Raw genomic sequence first — 20,608 nt, 5'->3', positions numbered from 1 at the left:
AAGAAACTTCGAAACGATGGCGTTCGAATTGAAACCGTCGGCGATGGTTAACACGGACTCCTGTTCCGCAACGTAGGAACTGCGAATATCGCTGTTTTGCCCGACGGCACAACGGTCCCCGCGCGTCCCCTCGACTATTGAACGCGCAACGCGCAAGCCATTGAAATGACTACGCCCGGCTACTGTGCATGGGGTTGTTTTTCAAATTTTGATCTGGACCTGCCAAACGATCGGCCTCCCCCCGACGGAGAGAGGCCAAGATTGAAAGAGGCCAAGATTGAACCGACGCGCTCGCCTTGGTCGCGCGTTCCTACTCCCAGGCCCAGGCCGAGAAATCGTTCTCGAACTGCGGGACTTCCTTCCAGACGCCCTTCAGCTTCTTGTTGATGACGGTGGGCCATTGCGGCTGGAACAGGTAGGCGGAGACGGCGTCGGTGGCGAGCATGCGCTGGGCATCGCCAAGCAGCTTGGCGCGGGCGTCTTGCTCAGGCGTCGACACGATCTGCTTGTAGAGCGCGTTGAACTTCTCGTTGTTGTAGCCGAGATAGTAGTCGGGCTCGGTGATCTTGACGAGGTCGAACGGCTCGACGTGGCTGACGATGGTGAGGTCGAAATTGTGCGGGCCATTGCCGGCGAACACCTGCGACAGCCACTGCGCCCACTCGACGTTCTCGATCTTGGCGACGATGCCGACCTTGGCGAGCTGGGCCGCGACGATCTCGCCGCCCTGCCGCGCATAGGGCGGCGGCGGCAGCTTCAGCGACAGCTCGAGCGGCGTGGTGACGCCGGCCTCTGCAAGCAGCTTCTTGGCCTTCTCGGGGTCGTAGGGATTGACGCCGGTAGTGTCGACATAGCCGAGCGATCCCGGCGTGTAGAAGCTGCCGATCGGCGTGCCGAACCCCTCGACGGCGCCGTCGATCAACGCCTTGCGGTCGATCGCAGCGAGAATGGCGCGGCGAACGCGGACGTCGTCGAGCGGCTTCTTGCGGTGATTGATCGCGACGATGGTCTTGGCCCTGGATCCGCCGATCAACACCGTGAAGCGCGGGTCGCTCTTGAACTGGGCAACGACGCGGGTGGCAATGCGCGGAAACGCGTCGACGTCGTTCGAGAGCAGCGCCGCGGCCTGGGCGGCCGGATCGGAGATGAAGCGAATAGTCACCTTCGAGAGCTTGATTGCGGAGGCGTTGCGATAGGCCGCCCATTTGTTGAGCGTGATCGAGGAGCCCTTGGCCCAGGCGCCCAGCTGATAGGGGCCGGTCCCGACCGGCTGGGTGACGTTGGTCGCCGCGCTCTTGGGCTCGACGATCGAGCCGCTCGCCTGTCCCAGCAGGAACGGCAGGTTCGGCTCGGAATATTTCAGGGTGATCACGATCGTGTCGGCGTCGGGCGCGTCGACCTTCTCGAACGCCTGGAACAGGCTCTTGTCCTTGTTGGTGCTGGTCGGCGCGGCGTTGCGCTCGAACGAGAACTTCACCGTCGCGGAATCGAACGGCTCGCCATTGTGGAATTTGACGCCCTTGCGCAGCTTGAAGGTGTAGGTCTTCAGATCGGGCGAAGCGGTCCAGCTCTCGGCCAGCAGCGGCGAGACCGAGCCGTCCTCGTTGATCTTGGTCAGCGTCTCGTAGATGTTGTAGAGCGTGACCTCGGCGATCGCCGCGGCGGCGGCATTAGTGGGATCGAGCCCCGGCGGCTCCAGCGTCATCCCCATGACGACGCTGTCCTTCTTGCTCTGCGCCAGCACGGGCAAAGGCGCCGCGACGAGCGCGGCCGCTACGGCGACAATCGACAATTTCCTCAACATGCGTAACTCCCCGGCCTGTTCCGTTCTTCAGCCTACGCCAATCCGGCTCCGGACACTAACCTTCCATCGCGACCTGCGGCAACGCCATCACGGCCTCCGCCCTGTGGCAGGCGGCAAGGTGTCCCTCGCCGACCTTGCGTAACGCAGGCAGGGCCTCGCGGCAATGCTGCTCGGCAAGCGGGCAACGCGCGACATAGGGACATCCGGCCGTCGCCGCCGATTGCGAGGCGATGGCCTGGCCGCCGCGCCGCCGCCGACCTCCGCCGGCGCGCGCGCGCGGCACGGCCTCCAGCAGCGCCCGCGTATAGGGATGGGCACAATGCTCGAACAGGTCCTCGGGCCGTCCCTGCTCGACGATGCGGCCGAGATACATCACCGCGACCTCGTCGCAGAGATAGTCGACGACGGCGAGGTCGTGGCTGATCAGGATATAGCTGAGGCCGAACTGCTCCTGGAGATCCTGCATCAGGTTCAGCACCTGAGCCTGCACGGAGACGTCGAGCGCGGAGACCGGCTCGTCGGCGACGATCAGCTTGGGCTGGGTGATCAGCGCGCGCGCGATGGCGATGCGCTGGCGCTGGCCGCCCGAGAACTCGTGGGGATATTTCTCCATGTCGGCATCGCGCAAGCCGACCTGCCGCAGCGCGGCGGCGACGCGGTCGCGGAACGTGGAGCGGTCGGCTCCCTCCAGCACGGTCAGCGGCTCGGCCACGATGCGCGCGATGGTCTGGCGCGGATCGAGCGAGCCGTAGGGGTCCTGGAACACCATCTGGAAGTCGCGGCGGGCGCGGCGCAATTCGTCCGCGGGGATGCGGTTGAGATCGCGGCCGAGCAGCACGACCTGTCCCGACGTCGGCCGCTCCAGCGCCATCACCAGCCGCGCGAAGGTCGACTTGCCCGAGCCGGATTCGCCGACGACGCCGAGGCTCTTGCCCGCGGCCACCTGCACGCTGACACCATTGAGCGCACGCACCTGCCCCGGCGCACGAAACAGGCTTTCCCGCGGCAGCGCATAGCGCTGTTCGAGATCCTTCACGTCGAGAAGCGGCGCGGCGGTCATGCGGTCAGCGCTCCGACACGTTCTGCCATCGACACGTCGGTCCTGATGCAGCGCACGCCATGGCGCGGTCCGACCTCCACCATCGGCGGCAGGGCGGCGCGACACGCATCGATCACCAGCGGACACCGGTCGGAGAAGGTGCACCCCGCCGGGAGATCGGCCAGCTCCGGCACCGTGCCCGAGATCGTCTGCAGCCGCGTCCCCTTGCGCGCGCCGAGCTTCGGCCGGGCGCGGAACAGGCCCTGCGTATAGGGATGGCCCATGCGGCGGAAGACCTCGCCGGTCGGTCCGCTCTCGACGACGGCGCCGCCATACATCACCATCATGCGCTGCACGTTCTCGGCGATGACGCCAAGATCGTGCGAGATCAGGATCATCGACATGCCGCGCTCCTCGACGAGATCGGCAATGAGGTCGAGGATCTGGCCCTGGATGGTGACGTCGAGCGCGGTGGTCGGCTCGTCCGCGATCAAGAGGTCCGGCTCGCAGGCGAGCGCCATCGCGATGGTGATGCGCTGGCGCTGGCCGCCGGAAAACTGGTGCGGATAGGCATCGACGCGCCGCGCCGGGTCGGGCAGTCCGACGCGGTCGAGCAAGGCGATCGTCTCTCTGCGCGCCTGCGCCGCCGAGTATGTCTTGTGCCGTCGTAGCGGCTCGGCGACCTGATCGCCGATCGTGTGCATCGGGTTGAGCGCGGTCATCGGCTCCTGGAAGATCATGCTGATGCGGTTGCCGCGCAGGCGGCAATAATCCGCATCCGGCAATCCCACGAGCTCGTGGCCGTCGAGCTTGATGCTGCCCGAGACCACGGCGCTATCCGGCAGCAGTCCCATCAGCGACATCGCGGTGACCGACTTGCCGCAACCGGACTCGCCGACGAGCCCGAGCGTCTCGCCGCGCTTCAGGGAGAAGCTGAGGCCGCGTACGGCCTGCGCCGGCCCGCGGCTGGTGTTGAGGCGGACGCCGAGATTTTCGACTTCGATCAGAGGCATGTCGGAGCGCTCGGCCATGATCATCGCTCGCGCGCCAATCTGGGATCGAGCAGGTCGCGCAAGCCGTCGCCGAGCAGATTGAGGCCCAGCACCGCGATCGCGATCGCCGCGCCCGGATAGACCGCGAGCATCGGCGATTGGAACAGCAAGGTCTGCGCATCGTTCAACATCCGTCCCCAGGACGGCTGCGGCGGCTGCGTGCCGAGACCGAGATAGGACAGCGCCGCTTCGGCGAGAATGGCGAGCGCGAACTGGATGGTGACCTGCACGATCAGGATCGACAGGATGTTGGGCAGCACGTGCTCGATGGTGATGCGGAAGCGCCCCTTGCCCGCGGCGCGCGCGGCCAGCACGAATTCGCGGGCCCAAATCGCGTTGGCCGAGCCCCGCGTCAACCGCGTCAGCGTCGGGATCTGGAAGATGCCGATCGCGACGATCGAGGTGACCATGCCCGGCCCCGCCACCGCGGCGAGCATGATCGCGGACAGCACCGCCGGAAAGGCGAAGGTGAAGTCGGAGAAGCGCATGATGATCTCTTCGGTCCAGCCGCGCCGCGCCGAGGCGATCAGGCCGAGCGTAACGCCGAAGGTGAGACCGATGCTGACGGCGATGATTCCGACCATGATGGTGGAGCGGGCGCCGGCGAGCAGCAGCGAGACGATGTCGCGGCCGAAGGAATCGGTGCCGAGCCAATGCGTCGCCGACGGCGGCCGCAGCTTCGAGGCGATGTCGATCTCGTAAGGCGACCACGGCGTCCACACCAGCGACAGGAGTGCCGAGGCGAGCACCAGAAGGCTCAACGCGCCGCCGAGGACGAAGCTGCGGTGGCGCAGCGCGCGGCGCCAGAAGGTCCGGGCCGGCAACGGCCGCGTTGCGAGCGGCGCGTCGATGGTCATGGGCGCGCTCACAGGTCGTGGACCTTGATGCGGGGATCGATCAAGGCGTAGAGCACGTCGACCACGAAATTGACGATGACGACCATGGTCGCAAGCAGCATCACGCAATTGCGCACCACGATCAGGTCGCGGTTGGCGATCGACTGGAAGATCAGGCGGCCGAGCCCCGGCAGGTAGAACACGTTCTCGATCACGATGGTGCCGGCCAGCAGATTGGCGAATTGCAGCCCCATCACCGTCATCACGGGAATCATGGCATTGCGCAGCACATGGCTCCACAGCACCTCGCGCTTGCCGAGCCCTTTGGCGCGCGCGGTGCGGACGAAATCTTCGCGCAGCACTTCCAGCACGGCGGAGCGCGTGACGCGCGCCAGGATCGCGGCCTGCACCACCGCGAGCGAGATCGCCGGCAGCAGCAGCGACTTGAAGCCGAGCCAGATGCCGTCCTCCCAGCCGGCAAAGCCGCCCGCCGAGAGCCATTGCAGCCTCACGGAGAACAACAGCACCAGCAGGATCGCAAACCAGAAATTGGGCAGCGCGATGCCGATCTGCGTCAGCGACATCACGCCGACATCGCCGAGCTTGTTGTGGTTGGCAGCAGTATAGATGCCGGCCGAGAGCGCCAGCGTCACCGTGATCGCCATGGCCATGATTGCGAGCGGCACGGTGAGCAGCAGCCGCTCCCCGATCAGGCTGGCGACCGGCGTGCCGTAGACATAGGAATTGCCGAGATCGCCGGACAGAAGTCCCTTGATCCATTGCAGATAGCGAACCGCCAGGGGCTGGTCGAGCCCGAGCTTGATGGTGAGCGCGCGCACCGCGTCCGGCGAGGCATCGGCGCCCATCAACATCTGCGCGGCATTGCCGGGAAGCGCGTCGAGCACGAGGAAGATGATCATCGATGCGCCGACCAGCGTCGCCAGCAAGGTCACCAGACGTCGGAGGACAAATACGCTCATGCGCGCTCGGTTTCAGGGCTCAGCTGCGGCACGATCAACATGTCCGGACGACAGAGGCAAGCCTTTTGCTGCGGGGGCATGTCGTCATTCCGGCCAGCGGGACAGAAGGCCTGCGGAGGCCTCGAACAAGGCGCAGACGCGCAGCAGCTCCGCATCCGCGCGGAAGCGGCCGACCAGCTGCAAGCCGATCGGCAAGCCGTCACGGCCGAAGCCGGAGTGCAGGCTGATGGCGGGATGGCCGGTCATGTTGAACGGCATGGTCCAGGGGAACCAGTGCGGACGAACGCTGTCGAAATGTCGACCGTCGATCTCGATGGTGCCGAACAGGTCCTGGCCGATCGGCAGCGCGGTCCGCGTCAGGGTCGGCATCGCCAGCAGGTGCCCGCGCGCAAGCAGCGATTGCACCCGGCGGAACAGCGCGGTGCGCGCGAACATCGCCTCCTGGTAGTCGACGCCGCTGACCTCGGTGGCGAGCGCGAGCTGCTTGAGGAAAGCCTCGCTCAGCACGTCCTTGTGCTCGGCGGCGAGCTTGGCAAAGCGCGTGCGCCAGACCGTGTGATTGATGGCGCGCCAGATCGGCTCGATGTCGAAACCGTCGCCCGAGAATTCCTCCAGCTCGGCCCCCAACCCTGCCAGCCGGTCGAGGCTCGCCTTGAAATTGGCGGCGACCTCCGCGGACACCGGACGGCCCGGCGGCGTCAGGCAGTACAGGATCCGGAGCCCGCGTAGATCGCCGTGCGCGGCGGCGGTGCCGATGAAGTCTGGCACGGGCACGCCGATCGACCAGGGATCACAGGCGTCTGCGCCCGCCATCGCCTGCATCATCAACGCGGTGTCGGCGACGGTGCGCGTGGTCGGCGTGACATAGGTCTGGTTGCCGAACACATCCAGCGCCTGGCTGTGCGGGATGATGCCGTTGCTTTGCTTCAGGCCGACCACGCCGTTGCAGGCGGCGGGAATCCGCGTCGAGCCGCCGCCATCGGTCGCAATCGCAAGCGGCGCGATGCCGCTGGCGACCGCAACCGCCGCGCCGCCGCTGGAGCCGCCGGAGGAGCGGCACGCGTCCCATGCGTTGCGGGTCCGGCCGAACAGCGGAGAATCCGTCAGGCACTTGCTGCCGAATTCCGGCGTCGTGGTCTTGCCGATCAGGATCGCGCCTTCGCTGCGCAGCCGCGCCACCGCGACGGCGTCCTCATTCGGCACGTTGTCCTTGTAGGGAACGGCACCGAAGGTGGTCCTGACGCCCCTGGTGTTGACGATGTCCTTGACGGTGACCGGGATGCCGTGCAGCAGACCGAGCGGCTCACCGGCCATCAGCTTGCGCTCGGCCGCGCGCGCCTGCGCCATCGCCTCCTCGCCACAGAGCGTGATGAAGCAGTTCAATTCGGGTTGGAGCGCCTCGGCGCGCGCGAGCACGGCACGGACGATCTCGACCGGCGAAATCTTCTTTGCGGCAATGAGGCTGCGCAGCTCGGTTGCGGACAAGAGACAGGGGTCGCCGTTGATCGCCACATCACGCTCCGAAGCGGGCCGCAATTGGCCCCAGGACATCGACAAGACATTGACAGCGAGAATGACAGTTTTGTTAACTCGCCGTCCAATACGATTTTGATCGCCAACCCATACGTTTTCGGTATGCCAATGGATCTTCGCCGGCTGCGCTATTTCGTCGCCGTTGCCGAGGCGCGGAGCATCGGCAAGGCCGCCGAGCGGCTGCGGATGGCGCAGCCTCCGCTGTCGGTGCAGATCCGCAAGCTCGAGGCCGAGATCGGCGCGCCGCTGTTCCGCCGCGGCACCCGAGGCATGGACCTAACCGAGGCCGGCCAGGCGCTGCTGGCCCGCGCGAGCGAGGCGCTGGCGCTGGCCGTCGACGGCGCCGAAGCCGCGCGCGCGGTCGCCGCCGGCAAGCGCGGGCGGCTCTCGGTCGGCTACATGTTCGTGCTGGCGAATGCCGTGCTGCCGTCTCTGATCCCCGAGCTGCGGCGATCCATTCCCGGCGTCGACCTCGACTTCGCCGAGCTCAGCGCATCGACGCGCGAGGCCCGGCTGCTCGATCGCAGCGTCACGGTCGCGCTGTGCATGCCGGCCATCAACCATCCCGAGATCCAGGTGGCTCGGATCGGGGCGCAGCCATTCATGCTGGCAATGCCGATCCGCTCGCCGCTCGCACGGCTCGGTGCGGTGCCGATGGAGCGGTTGCACGGCCGCCCGCTGATCGCGTTGCCGCCGCCGGAGCAGGATCCGGCCTCCTCCGCAGTCGCGGCCCTGCTGCGCCGGCATCAGATCGTGATGCCGATTGCGAGCCGGGTCGAGACGGTGCATTCGGCGATGAGCCTGGTTCTCGCCGGCGAAGGTTTTGCAATCGTGCCGGCCTGCGCCAAGCTCGGCGCGCCGCGCGGCATCGTGTTTCGGCCACTGCGCGATGCCCCCGACTCCCTCGATATCGCCGTCTGCTGGCGGCGGGATTCCCAGAGCCCGCTGATCTCCAGATTTCTCAAATGCGCCGAGAAGGCCGTCGCGCGGATGTGAGGCGCGCTACCAGCTCCAAGTGATCTCCTTGCTCCAGGGCGGATCGGCGCCCGGACGCGTACAGGTGAGGCCGGCGCAATTGGCGGCAAAGGACAGCGCGCGGCGGAGCTCGTCGGCACCGATGTCCTGCAATGCTTCCCGAGCAATGCGTCCCTGCTTGTGCAGGGCAAACAGCAGCGCCGCCTGAAAGCTGTCGCCCGCGCCGATCGTGTCGACAACGTCGACCTTGGGTGCTTCGACCTCGATCTGGCCTGCCCCCGCGTGCCAGGCGATCGCGCCATGATTGCCGCGGGTGATGACGACGAGGCTGGTGCCTTGCCCGAGCAGCACGCGCGCGCGCTGCGGATAAGACTCCGCGCCGAAGAGATAGTCGAAGTCGACGTCCGACATCTTGATCAGATCGGCCTGGTTCGCGAACTCCGCCATGCGCGCGAGATAGGCCGACTTGTCCTTGACCAGATTGGGCCGGCAATTCGGATCGAAGGAAATCGTCGAGGTCGCCCGCGCGTCCGCGATCAAGGCCCTGGTCTCGGCCGCGCCGTGGTCGTTGACCAGGGTGGTCGAGCCGACATGGACGGCCTCGACCGTGTCGAAGCGAATGGACCCGCGCCGGTAGGTCCAGTTCCGCGTCGCGGTCTCGGCATCGTAGAAGGCGTAGTGCGACTCGCCGGCGACGATGCGGACGAAGGCCAGCGTGGTCTGGTGATCGCTGCGGGTCGCGAGATCGAGATCGACGTGAGAGGCCGCGGCATGATCTGCGATCATCCGCCCGAACAGATCGGTCGAGATGCCGCCGACGAAGCCGGTCGGCGCGCCCAGCCGCGCCATGCCGATCGCGACATTGAGGCAGGAGCCGCCGACGGCCGGCATCACCGCCTCGCGCCCCTCGGCGGTTCGCGTCGGCACGAAATCGATCAGCGCATCGCCGCAGGCAATCAGCATGTCCTTCAACCTCTCGCGATGCCGCTCATCGCGGCGCGGCTGCCGCGGTCGAGCTCGCGCAGCAGCTTGTAGACCTCGCGCTTGCGGGTGTGAAACGCCGCCATGTCAGGCGCTGTCGGCTCGCTCTTCCGTCCCAGCGCCGACATCCTGGCCATGGTCTCGCCGATCGACGCATAGGCGCCGCCGGCCACCGCCCCCAGCATCGCGGCACCGAGCAGCACCGGTTCCTTCGTCTGCGGCAGCGCGACGGTGAGCCCCGTCGTGTCGGCCATGATCTGCCGTACCAGCGGACTGCGGCTGGCGCCGCCGCCCATGATCATCATGCTGGAGCGCACGCCATGCGCGGCAAAGGCCTCGATCACCTCGGCGAGCCCATAGGCGAGCCCGCACAGGCCGGCGACGAACAACCGCTCCATCGAGGCGATGTCGGTGTCGAGATCGAGGCCCGCGATCACCGCGCGCGTATCCGGATCGGCGTGGGGCGAGCGGTTGCCGATGAACTCGGGAAGGACATGGATGTCGCGGGCGAGCAGCGCGGCGCGGCTGGCATCGCCGGCACGCGCGATGATCCGGCGCTCGAGGAAGTCGATGAGGTCGAGCCCCGCGCCGCGCGCCGCCCCGCTGGCCTCGGCATGGGCCGGATGCGACTTGAGGAGATGGTCGATCGCCGCGCCCGCGGCAGACTGACCGCCCTCGTTGAGCCAGAAGTCCGGGACCATGCCGGAGTAATAGGGTCCCCACACCCCCGGCACGAAACACGGCTCCTTGGTCGTCGCCATGATGCAGGCCGACGTCCCCATGATGTAGGCGAGCCGGTCGCAGACATCGCTGTCCCCGCCCGAGCCGTCGCGGCCGCCGATCGCGCCGATGCCGCCGGCATGGGCGTCGATCAACGAGGCACCGACCGGTATGCCCGGCGACAGGCCGAGCTCGGCCGCGGCCGTGCGGGTGAGACCGCTGCCGAGCCGCGTGCCGGGAGCGACGATCTCGGTGCCGATGCGGGCGTATGTCTCGTTCACGAAGTCCGACAGGCCGATGCGCTTGAAGAATTGCGCACTCCAGCCGCCACCGTCATGGGCCAGATAATTCCACTTGCAGGTGACGGTGCAGGTCGAGCGCTGCAGTGAGCCGGTCGCGCGCCAGGTCAGATAATCCGCCAGATCGAAGAAGTGGCCGGCGGCGTCGAAGCTGCTACGAAGGTGCCGCTTCAGCCACAGCAGCTTCGGCATCTCCATCTCCGGCGAGATCGAGCCGCCGACATAGCGCAGCACGGCATCCTCGGTCTCGTTGATCAGCCGTGCCTCGGCAATGGCACGATGATCCATCCAGACGATGACATTGCGCTGAGGCTCGCCGGAGGCGCTGACGGTGAGCGGCTCGCCTTGCCTGTCGAGGACAACCAGCGAACACGTGGCGTCAAAGCCGATGCCGCCGATGCTGTCGGGCGCAATACTCGCTTGCGCGATCGCCGCTCGCACCGACGTCGTGCAGGCCTCCCAGATGTCCTGAGACGACTGCTCGACGATGTCGCCGGCCTCGTGCCAGATGCGGATCGGATGCCGCGCGGTCGCAAGCAGGTTTCCGGCTTCGTCAAACACCCCCGCCCGCGTGCTGGTGGTTCCTACGTCGACGCCGATATACGCTCGCGGCATTGTCGCTCCCGGTCGCTTTCCGTCGGTTTTGACGGTGAGCCTACCAGCAAGTATAGCCGCCATCCACCAGCACGATGCTGCCAGTCATCAGGCTCGCGGCCTCCGAGGAGAGGAACAGCACGACGGAGGCGATCTCCTCGACCTGTCCCATCCGCGCCATCGGAGTTCCACCGATCCAGGCGTCGTACATCTTGGCATTGCTCTTCACGAAGGCATTGAGCGGCGTCTCGATATAGGTCGGCGCCACCGCGTTGACGCGGATGCCGCGCGCGCCCCATTCGGCGGCCAGCGATTTGGTCAGGTGATGCACGGCAGCCTTGGAGGCGTTGTAGAAGCACTGCTCCTGCGGCTTGTTGACGATGAATCCGGACATCGAGCCGACGTTGACGATGGCGCCGCTTTTCGCCTTCAGCATGTGCTTGCCGAACTCGCGGCAGCACCAGAACGTGCCGTTGAGATTGACGTCGATGACGTTGAGCCAGTGCTCGTCGGTGACGGTTTCGGCCGGGGTTTCGCTGCGGGCGATGCCGGCATTGTTGACGAGAATGTCGACCTTGCCGTGGCGGGTGACGAGGTCGTTCGCGACCTCCGCCACCCGCCTGGTATCGGTCACGTCCATGATTGCGGTCTCGATATCGAAGCCCTTTGCCTTCAGGCTGGCCTTGGCGCTGTCGGCGACCTTGCCGTCGCGGTCGCCGATGATCACCCTGGCGCCGGCTTCAGCCAGCGCTTCCGCGCAGCCAAGGCCGATGCCCTGCCCGCCGCCGGTGATGAACGCGGTCTTGCCGTTCAGCTTGAATTTTTCCAGGTACATGGCAGTGTTTCCGTTGTCTTGACATTTCTTTTCAGCCTCGAAGCGCGTTGCCGGCCTCGTCGAAGCGGTGGATGCGCGCAGGGTCCGGCAACAGCGAGACGCGGTCGCCGGCGTGCAGGCTCAATTCCCCGACATAGCGCGCCGTCAGCATGCCGAGCGCACCGGCATCGACATAAAGAAAGGTGTCGCTGCCGAGATGCTCGGCGATCGCGATCGTGCCCAGCCAGCCGCCGGCGCCGTCGCGATCGATCTTGAGGTGCTCCGGCCGTACGCCGATCGTGGTCGCGCCCTGCTGCGCAGCGTGCTCGCCGGTGACGAAATTCATCCTGGGCGAGCCGATGAAGCCGGCGACGAAGAGATTGGCCGGCCGCTCGTAGAGCTCCAGCGGCGAGCCATGTTGCTCGATCTTGCCGCCGCTGAGCACGACGATCTTGTCGGCCATGGTCATGGCCTCAACCTGGTCGTGGGTGACGTAGATCGCGGTGGTGCCAAGCTGCTTCTGCAGCCTGGTCACCTCGATGCGCATCTGCACGCGCAGCGCCGCATCGAGATTGGAGAGCGGTTCGTCGAACAGGAAGGCCTTGGGTTCGCGCACGATGGCGCGGCCGATGGCGACACGCTGGCGCTGGCCGCCGGACAGCTCGCGCGGCTTGCGGTCGAGATAGGGCGTGAGGTTCAGCGTGGCGGCGGCGGCCTCGACCTTGCGGTTGATCTCGTCCTTCGGCAGCCCCGCCATCTTCAGGCCGAAGCCGATATTGCCGCGCACGCTCATATGTGGATAGAGCGCGTAGGATTGAAACACCATCGACAGTCCGCGCTTGGCGGGCGGCGTGTCGACGACGTTCTTGCCGTCGATCAGGATCCTGCCGCCGGAGACGTCTTCGAGCCCGGCAATCAGCCGCAGCAAGGTCGTCTTGCCGCAGCCGGACGGACCGACGAAGACCACGAAGGAGCCGTCGGCGATGTCGAGGTCGGCGCCCTTGATGATGTGCACGGGGCCGAACGATTTCTGCACGCCTTGAAGTGTGATCTGACCCATGATCCGGCAGCCCCCCTCTACTTCACCGCGCCGAAGGTGAGCCCGCGCACGAGCTGCTTCTGGCTGAACCAACCGAGGACGAGAATGGGCGCGATCGCCATCGTCGAGGCCGCCGACAGCTTTGCCCAGAACAGCCCTTCCGGGCTCGAATAGGAGGCGATGAACGTGGTCAGGGGCGCCGCGTTCGAGGTCGACAAATTGAGCGTCCAGAACGCCTCATTCCAGGCGAGGATCAGGTTCAGCAGCATCGTGGATGCCAGCCCCGGGATCGCCATCGGCGTCAGCACGTAGACCAGCTCGCGGCCGATGGTGGCGCCGTCCATGCGTGCGGCTTCGAGAATGTCGCGCGGGATTTCCTTGAAGTAGGTGAAGAGCATCCAGATGACGATCGGCAGGTTGCCGAGGCACAGGATGAAGACGAGACCGATGCGGGAATCCAGCAGACCGAAGGACTTGTAGATCAGGTAGATCGGCACCAAGACCCCGACCGGCGGCATCATCTTGGTCGAGAGCATCCAGAGCAGGATGTCCTTGGTGCGCTTGGTCGGCGAGAACGCCATCGACCAGGCCGCGGGAATGGCGATCAAGAGAGCGATAAGCGTCGAGCCGCCGGCGATGACGACCGAGTTCATCGCGTGGTGGAAATAGTCGCTGCGCTCCTGGACGGTGGCATAGTTCTCCGTGGTCCAGTGGAAGAGCAGGAAGGACGGCGGTATGGCAAAGGCCTCGAGCTCGGTCTTGAAGCTCGTGAGCATCATCCACAGGATCGGGAAAAAGATCAGGAAGCCGAAGAACCACGCTCCGATCGTCGAGACCACCACCCGTCGCGTCGTCGCCATCCGCGCCATGCTTCAAGCCTCCAGATTTCGGCCGACGATGCGAACGAGGAAGAAGGCGACGACGTTGGCGATCACCACGGCGACGAGGCCGCCTGCCGAGGCGGTGCCGACGTCGAACTGGATCAGCGCCTGCGAATAGATCAGGAAGGCGATGTTGGTGGTTTGCAGGCCGGGCCCTCCCCCCGTGGTGACGAAGATCTCGGCAAACACCGTCAGAAGGAAGATGGTCTCGATCAGGATCACCACCGTGATGGGACGCGCCAGATGCGGCAGCGTGATGTAGATGAACGTCGATACCGCGCGGGCGCCGTCCATCTCGGCGGCCTCCTTCTGCTCTTCGTCGAGCGATTGCAGCGCGGTGAGCAGGATCAGCGTCGCGAACGGCAGCCATTGCCAGGTCACGATCAGGATCACGGCAAAGAGCGGCACGTCGTTGAACCAGTCGATCGGCGTCAGGCCGAACAACGAGGCGAGCCAGGCGAACAGGCCGGACACCGGATGCATTAACAGGTTCTTCCAGACCAGCGCGCTGACCGTCGGCATCACGAAGAATGGCGCGATCACCATCAGCCGCACGACATTGCGCCCGATCACCGGCTGGTCCATCAACAGCGCGAGCGGAATGCCGAGCAGGATCGTCAGCGCGAGCACGGAGCCGACCAGCACCAGCGTGTTCCGAAGCGAGGCCAGGAAGGCGGGATCGGTGAGGAAGTAGCGGAAGTTCTCCAGGCCCACGAACGACTCGGAGCCGGGATCGAGCAGGCTGTAATGCAGGGTCGAGAAGTAGATCGTCAGCGCGAGCGGAACGATCATCCAGATGAAGAGCAGCCCGACCGCAGGCGTCAGGAGCGAGCGCGCAAGGAACTGCGTCTGCCGGGTTGCCATGCCTGACTTCTCCTTCAGAGCGTTTTCGAGCGAAGCGGACCGGTTCGCGGGAAGAAAACGCGTCGGAATGAAACCTCGGAAAGAAGGCGGCCATCCATCGGGGGATCGGCGGATGGCCGCAAGTCTGAGCTCAGGAGGTCGAGCTCGGGTTCACTTGATGTAGCCGGCGCGCTTCATCTCGCGCTCGGTCGCCGATTGCGCCGCAGCCAGCGCGGCATCGACCGTCATCGAGCCCGCAAGCGCGGCCGAGAATTGCTGGCCGACCTGGGTGCCGATGCCCTGGAATTCGGGAATCGCGGCGTATTGCACCCCGACATAGGGCACCGGCTTCACCGTCGGCTTGTTCGGATCGGCCGCGTCGATCGAGGCCAGCGTCAGCTTGGCGAACGGGGCGACCTTCAGATAGTCGGGGTTCTGGTAGAGCGACGTGCGCGTGCCCGGCGGCACGTTGGCCCAGCCGTCCTTCGAGGCGACGAGCTTGGTGTAGTCCTTGCTGGTCGCCCAGGCGATGAACTTCTCGGCAGCATCCGTCTTCTTGGAGCCGGCGGGGATCGCGAGATTCCAGGCCCACAGCCAGTTGGCGTTCTTGCCGAGTCCGGTGTTGGGCGCCAGCGCGAAACCGACCTTGTCGGCGACCTTGGAGTCCTTCGGGTTGGTGACGAAGGATGCGGCGACCGTGGCGTCGATCCACATCGCGCACTTGCCGGCGTTGAACAGCGCCAGATTCTCGTTGAAGCCGTTGGAGCTCGCGCCGGGCGGGCCGGCGTCCTTCATGAGGTTGACGTAGGTCGTCAGCGTCGTCTTCCATTCCGGCGTGTTGAACTGCGGCTGCCAATTCTCGTCGAACCAGCGCGCACCGTAGGAATTGGCCATGGCCGAGAGGAACGCCATGTTCTCGCCCCAGCCGGCCTTGCCGCGGAGGCAGATGCCGTAGGTGCCTGCACCCTTGTCGGTGAGCTTCTTGGCGGCATCGACCACGAAATCCCAGGTCGGCTTTTCCGGCATCTTCAGGCCGGCCTTCTCGAACAGATCGGTGCGATACATCACCATCGAGCTCTCGCCATAGAACGGCGCGGCGTAGAGCTTGCCGTCGACGGAGACCGCGTCCTTGATCTTGGGCAGGAGGTCGGCGACGTCGTAATCGGCGCCGAGATTGGCGAGCGGCACCAGCCAGCCCTTCTTGGCCCAGATCGGCACCTCGTAGGTGCCGATGGTGAGCACGTCGAATTGACCGCCCTTGGTGGCGATGTCGGTGGTGACGCGCTGGCGCAGCACGTTCTCCTCCAGCGTCACCCATTTCACCGTGATGTCGGGGTTCTTCTTGGTGAACTCGCTCGTCAGCCCCTGCATGCGGATCATGTCACCGTTGTTGACAGTGGCGATCGTCAGGGTCGTTTCGGCCATCGCGGGAATGGCCAGCAAAAGTGCAGATGCGCCGCAGACGGCGCCCAGGATGAGCTTCAAGGTGACCTCCCCTCAATCGCGTTTGAGCATATGCCCACGCGTTGGGCGTATGTTCAACTCATAGGAGGAGCCTTGTCAAGCAGGCGCGCGGGCGTTCCCGCAACTTATGAGTGCTGCGATGCGGGAGCGGCCGGCCCAAACCTCGGTGTCATGCCCCGCGAAGGCGGGGCATCCAGTACTCCGTGTCGTAAGTTGGTTTGCCCTAAGAGAGAGGCCGCGCCGTACTGGATCGTCCGCCTCCGCGGACGATGACAGCGGCGCGAGAAGCTAGCCCGCCGGCCTATCGCTCCAGAATAGCACGTGCCGTCGTCTCGTCGGTGATCAGGCCGTTGATCAGCCCGCCGTTCAGGGCGGCCGCGATGGCTGCGACCTTGGCTGCGCCCACCGCGGCGCCGATCGTCGTGGCCTTCGCCGGCACTTCCGGCGGGATACTGGTGAGGCGCTTGTTGGTGCCGGCCTTGAGCAGACGCCCCCTGGAATCATAAGCCCAGCCGGTGATCTCGCCGATGGCGCCGAGCCGCATCATCTCGAACAGTTCGTCGCGGGTGACGAAGCCGTCGATGTGAACCTGCGCCTTCTGGTCCATCTGGCCGATGCCGACGAGGCGCAAATCCGCATTGGCCGCGACAGCCTTCACCTTGGCGATCGGCTCGATGCGGACCATCTTGTTGCGCTCGTCCTCCGACGACATCAGGAACGGCAGCGGCATCGGATAGTGCCGCGCCCCGGTGCGGTCGGCGAGCCGGCCGACAGTGTCGTAGAAGCTCGCCGAACCGTCGGCGGAGATGTTGCCGACCAACGAGACGATCTGGTGATTGGGCCGGTCGATCGGCGTGACGCGCTCGACCGCGGCGCGCACGGCACGGCCGGTGCCGAGCGCCACGATCACGGGCGTCTCCGACCGCAGCGTCGCATCGAGCAGATTGGCGCAGCGGTCGGCAATTCCAGCCACCGCCTGCGGCGCGGCGGGATCGGCCGGCACCACCTCGCAATGAACGAGGTCGAACCGCTGCTTCAGGCGCGCAGCAAGCTCCATACAGGCGGCGATGGGGTGTTCGAGCCGGAAGGTGATGAGGCGCTCGGCGAGGCACAGCGAGACCAGCCGCTGCGCCGAGGCGCGCGAGACCTGGAGCATCTTTGCGATCTCGTCCTGGGTGTGACCGGCGATGAAATAAAGCCAGCCGGCGCGCGCGGCATCGTCCAATCGCGACTTGTCGTTGTCGGCGGCCATGCGGGCCTCACGCCTCCCAGAAATCGCTCATGCGCGCGAAGACCCGGTCGGCCCCCGCGCCGGACAATATAGCCTGCCCGTCACGGCCGCGGTAATGGCTGCCGCCGACAAATCCCCAGACCGTCATGCCGGCCGCCTTGCCCGCCGCAACGCCGCTGACGCTGTCCTCGATCACCAGCGTGCGTGCAGGCCGCGCCCTCATCTTCTCCGCCGCGAGCAGGAACAGATCCGGCGCCGGCTTGCCATGCCTGACCATTTGCGCGGTGTAGATCCGCTCGCCGAAATGCGCCCGCAGGCCGGTGACATCGAGGGAGAGCGTCACGCGGTCGAGATCGCTGGACGAGGCGACGCAAAACGGCACGGACAAGTCGGACATCACGCCGGCAATGCCGGGGATCGGCTGAAGACAAGCTGCAAAAGTCGACAGCACTTGCGACTTCAGGCGCGGCAGAAAGCCCTCCGGCACGATTTGGCCGAGGCCACGATAATGCTGCTCGATCGCCTTCGTGCTGCGGCCGAGAAAGAGCTCGAGCGCCTGCTGCTGGCTGAGCGCGATATCGAACTCGGCCAGCACCTCGGACAGGCACCGGCAGCTCAATAGCTCGCTGTCGACGAGCACGCCGTCGCAATCGAAGATGATCAGTTCGGGTCTCGGCCGGTCCTGCTCCATCCGGCCATTCGATCATATACCCAGAACGTGAGCAATAGCTCACAGGAAAACGGGGCGCCGGGGGTTCTTGTCAATGCGCGACCTGCCGGTAGATCGCAGGCAGCGCCGCGGGCAGCCGCTTGATGTTGCCGACGATGGCGTAGCCGCCGCGGCCGAACAGGGTCGGGAAGTAGGACTGGGCGGTGGCGTCCACCGTGACGCCGAAGGCGGCGATGCCGAGCCGGCGCGCCTCCTGCACCGACTTGCGGGTGTCCTCGACCGCGAAGCGACCCTCGTAATGATCGACGTCGTTCGGCTTGCCGTCGGTGAGGACGATCAGCAGCTTCTTGCGTTGCGGCTGGCGGACCAACTCGGCCGCGGCGTGGCGCACCGCCGTGCCGATCCGCGTGTAATAGCCGGGCTTCAGCGCGCCGATCCGGCGCTCAACCGTCGCGCTCATCGGCTCGCCAAAGGCCTTGACCGTTTCGAGCCGCACCCAGGAGCGCCGGCGCGAAGTGAAGGTCAGGATGCTGTGGTGATCGCCGCAGGCCGAGAGCCCGTGGGCGAGCACCAGCAGCGCCTCTTTCTCGACGTCGAGCACGCGGTAGCCGTCGACCCAGGCGTCGGTGGACAGCGAGACGTCGACCAGCAGCGTGACGGCGAGATCGTGCCCTTGCGGACGCATGGCGACATGGATGCGATCGAGACCGCTGCCGCCGCTGCCGGCACGCAGGTCGCATTGCGCCCGCACCAGAGCATCGAGATCGAGGTCGTGTCCGTCGGCCTGTGCGCGCATCAATTCGTGGCGCGGCCGCAGCACCTCGAAGCGGCGGCGCACCTGACGGATGTGCCGGCGCATGGCATCGTCAGGCGTCCAGCTCTCACCCTGCTCGGAGGCCGCGCCTGCGAGCACGCGGCAATGGTCAGGCAGATAGGAGCCGCTGCGATAGTTCCATTCGGGATAGGTGAGGTTCGCATTCAGCTTCGAGGCATCGAGGGCTTCCGGCGGCAGGTCGAGATCGAATTTGAACCGGCTCGCCGGCTTGCCGGTGCGGCGGCTGAGCGTGATCTCCTCGAGATCGTCGGCCGCCTTCTGCGCATCCTCGTCCTCGCTGTCGTCGGCCGGACGGTCGACATTGACCATCTCGGCCATCGCCAGGATTTTCTCGAAGCGGTTGAGCACGAAAGGATCGCGGCGGTTGGCATTGTCCTCGCGCTCGCGGACGGCGAAGCGTTTGCGATCGTTCTCGGCCGCGGCTTCCGCGCCCGGTGCGCATTCGTCCTCGCCGGCATGTGCGGGCGAGAGCTCGCGCGTCCAGCAATCCCCCCAGAGCGGGCACGGCAGGATCGAATGATAGCCTGGCGGCGCCTTGTCCGGCAGCGGACCCGTGCCCATCATCGCCGGCCACAGCTTGCCCGCGGGCGCCTTGCCGGTTCCGAGCAGGGCCAGCACGATCTGCTCGACCTCCTGCTCGATCCGCGGGAGGGGGCGGCGAGGCCGGGCTTCTGCGGTTGCTATGGCGAGCTTCGCGTAATCGCCGACAAGGCCGGGAAATTGCGTGAGCACAAACACCGCCGTCTCGCTTGCCCGGCGCAACACCAGCAGATCCCGCCGCAGCGGATCGGCTTCCGGGATCGTGTCGATCGGCGCGGCGGCGAACCACGCCGCAAGCCAGCGATAGAGCGCCGCGTTCAACGCGCGGTCGGGAAAGATCGAGATGCGATCGGGAAGGAAGATGGTCGCAGCGTCACGGCCCGGCTGCTCGAGCCGCTCGTCTCCGAGGCCGATGCGTTGCCGCCAGCCGAGGCGGTGCCCCGATTTTCGCGCCCCTGCGCTTGCAATCTGCACCCCGGTCTCGCCGCCGAGCGCGCGGAACATCACCGCGAGCCGCCCCCTCACCTCGGTCAGCGCGACGGCGTGTTCGTCGTGAACCGGATAGCTTGCGGTGCCGCCGACCATCCTGTGCCAAGCGCGGCCGACCGTCTCCTCCAGTTCGAGGAAGTCGAGCATCGGTGCGGCCTCACCCAATGACGGCGCGCGCGACGTCCAGCAGCGCCGCCTTGACGTCGGGGTCGTCGGTGAGCGGCTCGATCATGCCGGCCAGCACGGCATCGGCGACCGCCGTGCCCGCGGCGATCAGGGTGGCGCAATAGACCACGAGCCGGGTCGAGACGCCCTCCTCCAGATCGTGCCCCTTGAGCGCACGCAGCCGGCCAGCCAGCCCCACCAGCGGCCGCACCTGCTCCGGCGACAGCCCGCTTTCGGCGGAGACAACGCCGATCTCCTGCTCCGGCGGCAGGAAATCAAATTCGATGGCGACGAAGCGCTGCCGCGTCGAGGGCTTCAGCGCCTTCAGCAGCGTCTGGTAGCCGGGATTGTACGAGACGACGAGCATGAAGCTGCGCGGCGCCACCAGCTCCTCGCCGGTGCGTTCCAGCGGCAAGATGCGGCGATCGTCGGTCAGAGGATGCAGCACGACGGTGACGTCCTTGCGGGCCTCCACGACCTCGTCGAGATAGCAGATGCCGCCATCGCGCACGGCGCGCGTCAGCGGACCGTCGGTCCACACGGTGTCGCCGCCCCTGAGCAGATGGCGGCCGGTGAGATCGGCGGCGGTCAGATCGTCATGACAGGCAACGGTGTGAAGCGGCAGCCCCAGCCGCGCCGCCATATGCGCGACGAAGCGGGTCTTGCCGCAGCCGGTCGGCCCCTTCAGCAGCACGGGGAGCTGATGGCGCCAGGCGTGTTCGAACAGCGCGCATTCGTTGCCGCTCGCGACATAGGCCGGCAGCTCGGGTCGAGGTGCTGCCACGGCGAGGAGTGCTGCGTTCATGATCTTCCTCCGGAATTCA

18 protein-coding genes are annotated in these 20,608 nt (G+C 66.3%); 1 reads left to right on the top strand and 17 read right to left on the bottom strand.

Features of this window, described 5'->3' with window-relative positions:
• Positions 1 to 310: 310 nt before the first annotated feature.
• The 6 genes from DCM79_RS29975 to DCM79_RS29950 form a co-directional block, all read right to left on the bottom strand.
• Complete coding sequence (locus DCM79_RS29975; RefSeq protein ID WP_257177645.1) at positions 311 to 1,804, bottom strand: ABC transporter substrate-binding protein; 1,494 nt, start codon at positions 1,802 to 1,804, stop codon at positions 311 to 313.
• Between the two features lie 55 nt (positions 1,805 to 1,859).
• A complete protein-coding gene (locus tag DCM79_RS29970; RefSeq protein ID WP_257177644.1) occupies positions 1,860 to 2,864 on the bottom strand; it encodes an ABC transporter ATP-binding protein in 1,005 nt (334 codons plus the stop codon).
• Positions 2,861 to 3,874, bottom strand: a complete 1,014-nt coding sequence (locus tag DCM79_RS29965) for an ABC transporter ATP-binding protein (RefSeq protein WP_257177643.1) — start codon at positions 3,872 to 3,874, stop codon at positions 2,861 to 2,863. The genes DCM79_RS29970 and DCM79_RS29965 overlap by 4 nt, the downstream gene beginning before the upstream one ends.
• Positions 3,875 to 3,876: 2 nt before the next feature.
• On the bottom strand, positions 3,877 to 4,764 hold the full coding sequence (locus DCM79_RS29960) for an ABC transporter permease (protein WP_257177642.1): 888 nt from the start codon (positions 4,762 to 4,764) through the stop codon (positions 3,877 to 3,879).
• Entirely contained in the window at positions 4,761 to 5,711 is a 951-nt protein-coding gene (locus DCM79_RS29955; protein ID WP_257177641.1) for an ABC transporter permease, read from the bottom strand. The genes DCM79_RS29960 and DCM79_RS29955 overlap by 4 nt, the downstream gene beginning before the upstream one ends.
• An 84-nt stretch (positions 5,712 to 5,795) precedes the next feature.
• Positions 5,796 to 7,217, bottom strand: a complete 1,422-nt coding sequence (locus tag DCM79_RS29950; protein WP_257180889.1) for an amidase — start codon at positions 7,215 to 7,217, stop codon at positions 5,796 to 5,798.
• A gap of 135 nt (positions 7,218 to 7,352) precedes the next feature.
• Here DCM79_RS29950 and DCM79_RS29945 point away from each other — a divergent pair, with 135 nt between their 5' ends.
• Positions 7,353 to 8,240: a LysR family transcriptional regulator gene (locus tag DCM79_RS29945; protein ID WP_257177640.1), complete on the top strand. Its 888-nt coding sequence runs from the start codon at positions 7,353 to 7,355 to the stop codon at positions 8,238 to 8,240.
• Between the two features lie 6 nt (positions 8,241 to 8,246).
• Here DCM79_RS29945 and DCM79_RS29940 read toward each other — a convergent pair whose 3' ends face one another.
• The 11 genes from DCM79_RS29940 to DCM79_RS29890 form a co-directional block, all read right to left on the bottom strand.
• Entirely contained in the window at positions 8,247 to 9,182 is a 936-nt protein-coding gene (locus tag DCM79_RS29940; RefSeq protein ID WP_257177639.1) for a carbohydrate kinase, read from the bottom strand.
• A gap of 5 nt (positions 9,183 to 9,187) precedes the next feature.
• Complete coding sequence (locus DCM79_RS29935) at positions 9,188 to 10,834, bottom strand: FGGY-family carbohydrate kinase (RefSeq protein WP_257177638.1); 1,647 nt, start codon at positions 10,832 to 10,834, stop codon at positions 9,188 to 9,190.
• A gap of 40 nt (positions 10,835 to 10,874) precedes the next feature.
• On the bottom strand, positions 10,875 to 11,648 hold the full coding sequence (locus DCM79_RS29930) for an SDR family NAD(P)-dependent oxidoreductase (RefSeq protein WP_257177637.1): 774 nt from the start codon (positions 11,646 to 11,648) through the stop codon (positions 10,875 to 10,877).
• A gap of 31 nt (positions 11,649 to 11,679) precedes the next feature.
• Positions 11,680 to 12,687: an ABC transporter ATP-binding protein gene (locus tag DCM79_RS29925; protein WP_257177636.1), complete on the bottom strand. Its 1,008-nt coding sequence runs from the start codon at positions 12,685 to 12,687 to the stop codon at positions 11,680 to 11,682.
• 17 nt (positions 12,688 to 12,704) lie between these two features.
• Entirely contained in the window at positions 12,705 to 13,535 is an 831-nt protein-coding gene (locus DCM79_RS29920; protein ID WP_257177635.1) for a carbohydrate ABC transporter permease, read from the bottom strand.
• 3 nt (positions 13,536 to 13,538) lie between these two features.
• Complete coding sequence (locus tag DCM79_RS29915; RefSeq protein WP_257177634.1) at positions 13,539 to 14,411, bottom strand: carbohydrate ABC transporter permease; 873 nt, start codon at positions 14,409 to 14,411, stop codon at positions 13,539 to 13,541.
• Positions 14,412 to 14,561: 150 nt separating this feature from the next.
• Entirely contained in the window at positions 14,562 to 15,875 is a 1,314-nt protein-coding gene (locus tag DCM79_RS29910; protein WP_257177633.1) for a sugar ABC transporter substrate-binding protein, read from the bottom strand.
• Between the two features lie 280 nt (positions 15,876 to 16,155).
• On the bottom strand, positions 16,156 to 17,106 hold the full coding sequence (locus DCM79_RS29905) for a sugar-binding transcriptional regulator (protein ID WP_257177632.1): 951 nt from the start codon (positions 17,104 to 17,106) through the stop codon (positions 16,156 to 16,158).
• 7 nt (positions 17,107 to 17,113) lie between these two features.
• Positions 17,114 to 17,776 (bottom strand): HAD family hydrolase, encoded by a 663-nt coding sequence (locus DCM79_RS29900; protein ID WP_257177631.1) that lies wholly within the window; start codon positions 17,774 to 17,776, stop codon positions 17,114 to 17,116.
• Between the two features lie 70 nt (positions 17,777 to 17,846).
• Positions 17,847 to 19,766, bottom strand: a complete 1,920-nt coding sequence (locus tag DCM79_RS29895; protein WP_257177630.1) for a VWA domain-containing protein — start codon at positions 19,764 to 19,766, stop codon at positions 17,847 to 17,849.
• Positions 19,767 to 19,776: 10 nt separating this feature from the next.
• Positions 19,777 to 20,589 (bottom strand): CbbQ/NirQ/NorQ/GpvN family protein, encoded by an 813-nt coding sequence (locus tag DCM79_RS29890; protein WP_257177629.1) that lies wholly within the window; start codon positions 20,587 to 20,589, stop codon positions 19,777 to 19,779.
• Positions 20,590 to 20,608: the final 19 nt, after the last annotated feature.

Source organism: Bradyrhizobium sp. WBOS07, from assembly GCF_024585165.1.
Lineage (GTDB): Bacteria > Pseudomonadota > Alphaproteobacteria > Rhizobiales > Xanthobacteraceae > Bradyrhizobium > Bradyrhizobium japonicum_B.
The sequence above is the reverse complement of the archived record's forward strand: the minus strand, read 5'-3'. Positions and strand labels throughout refer to the sequence as shown.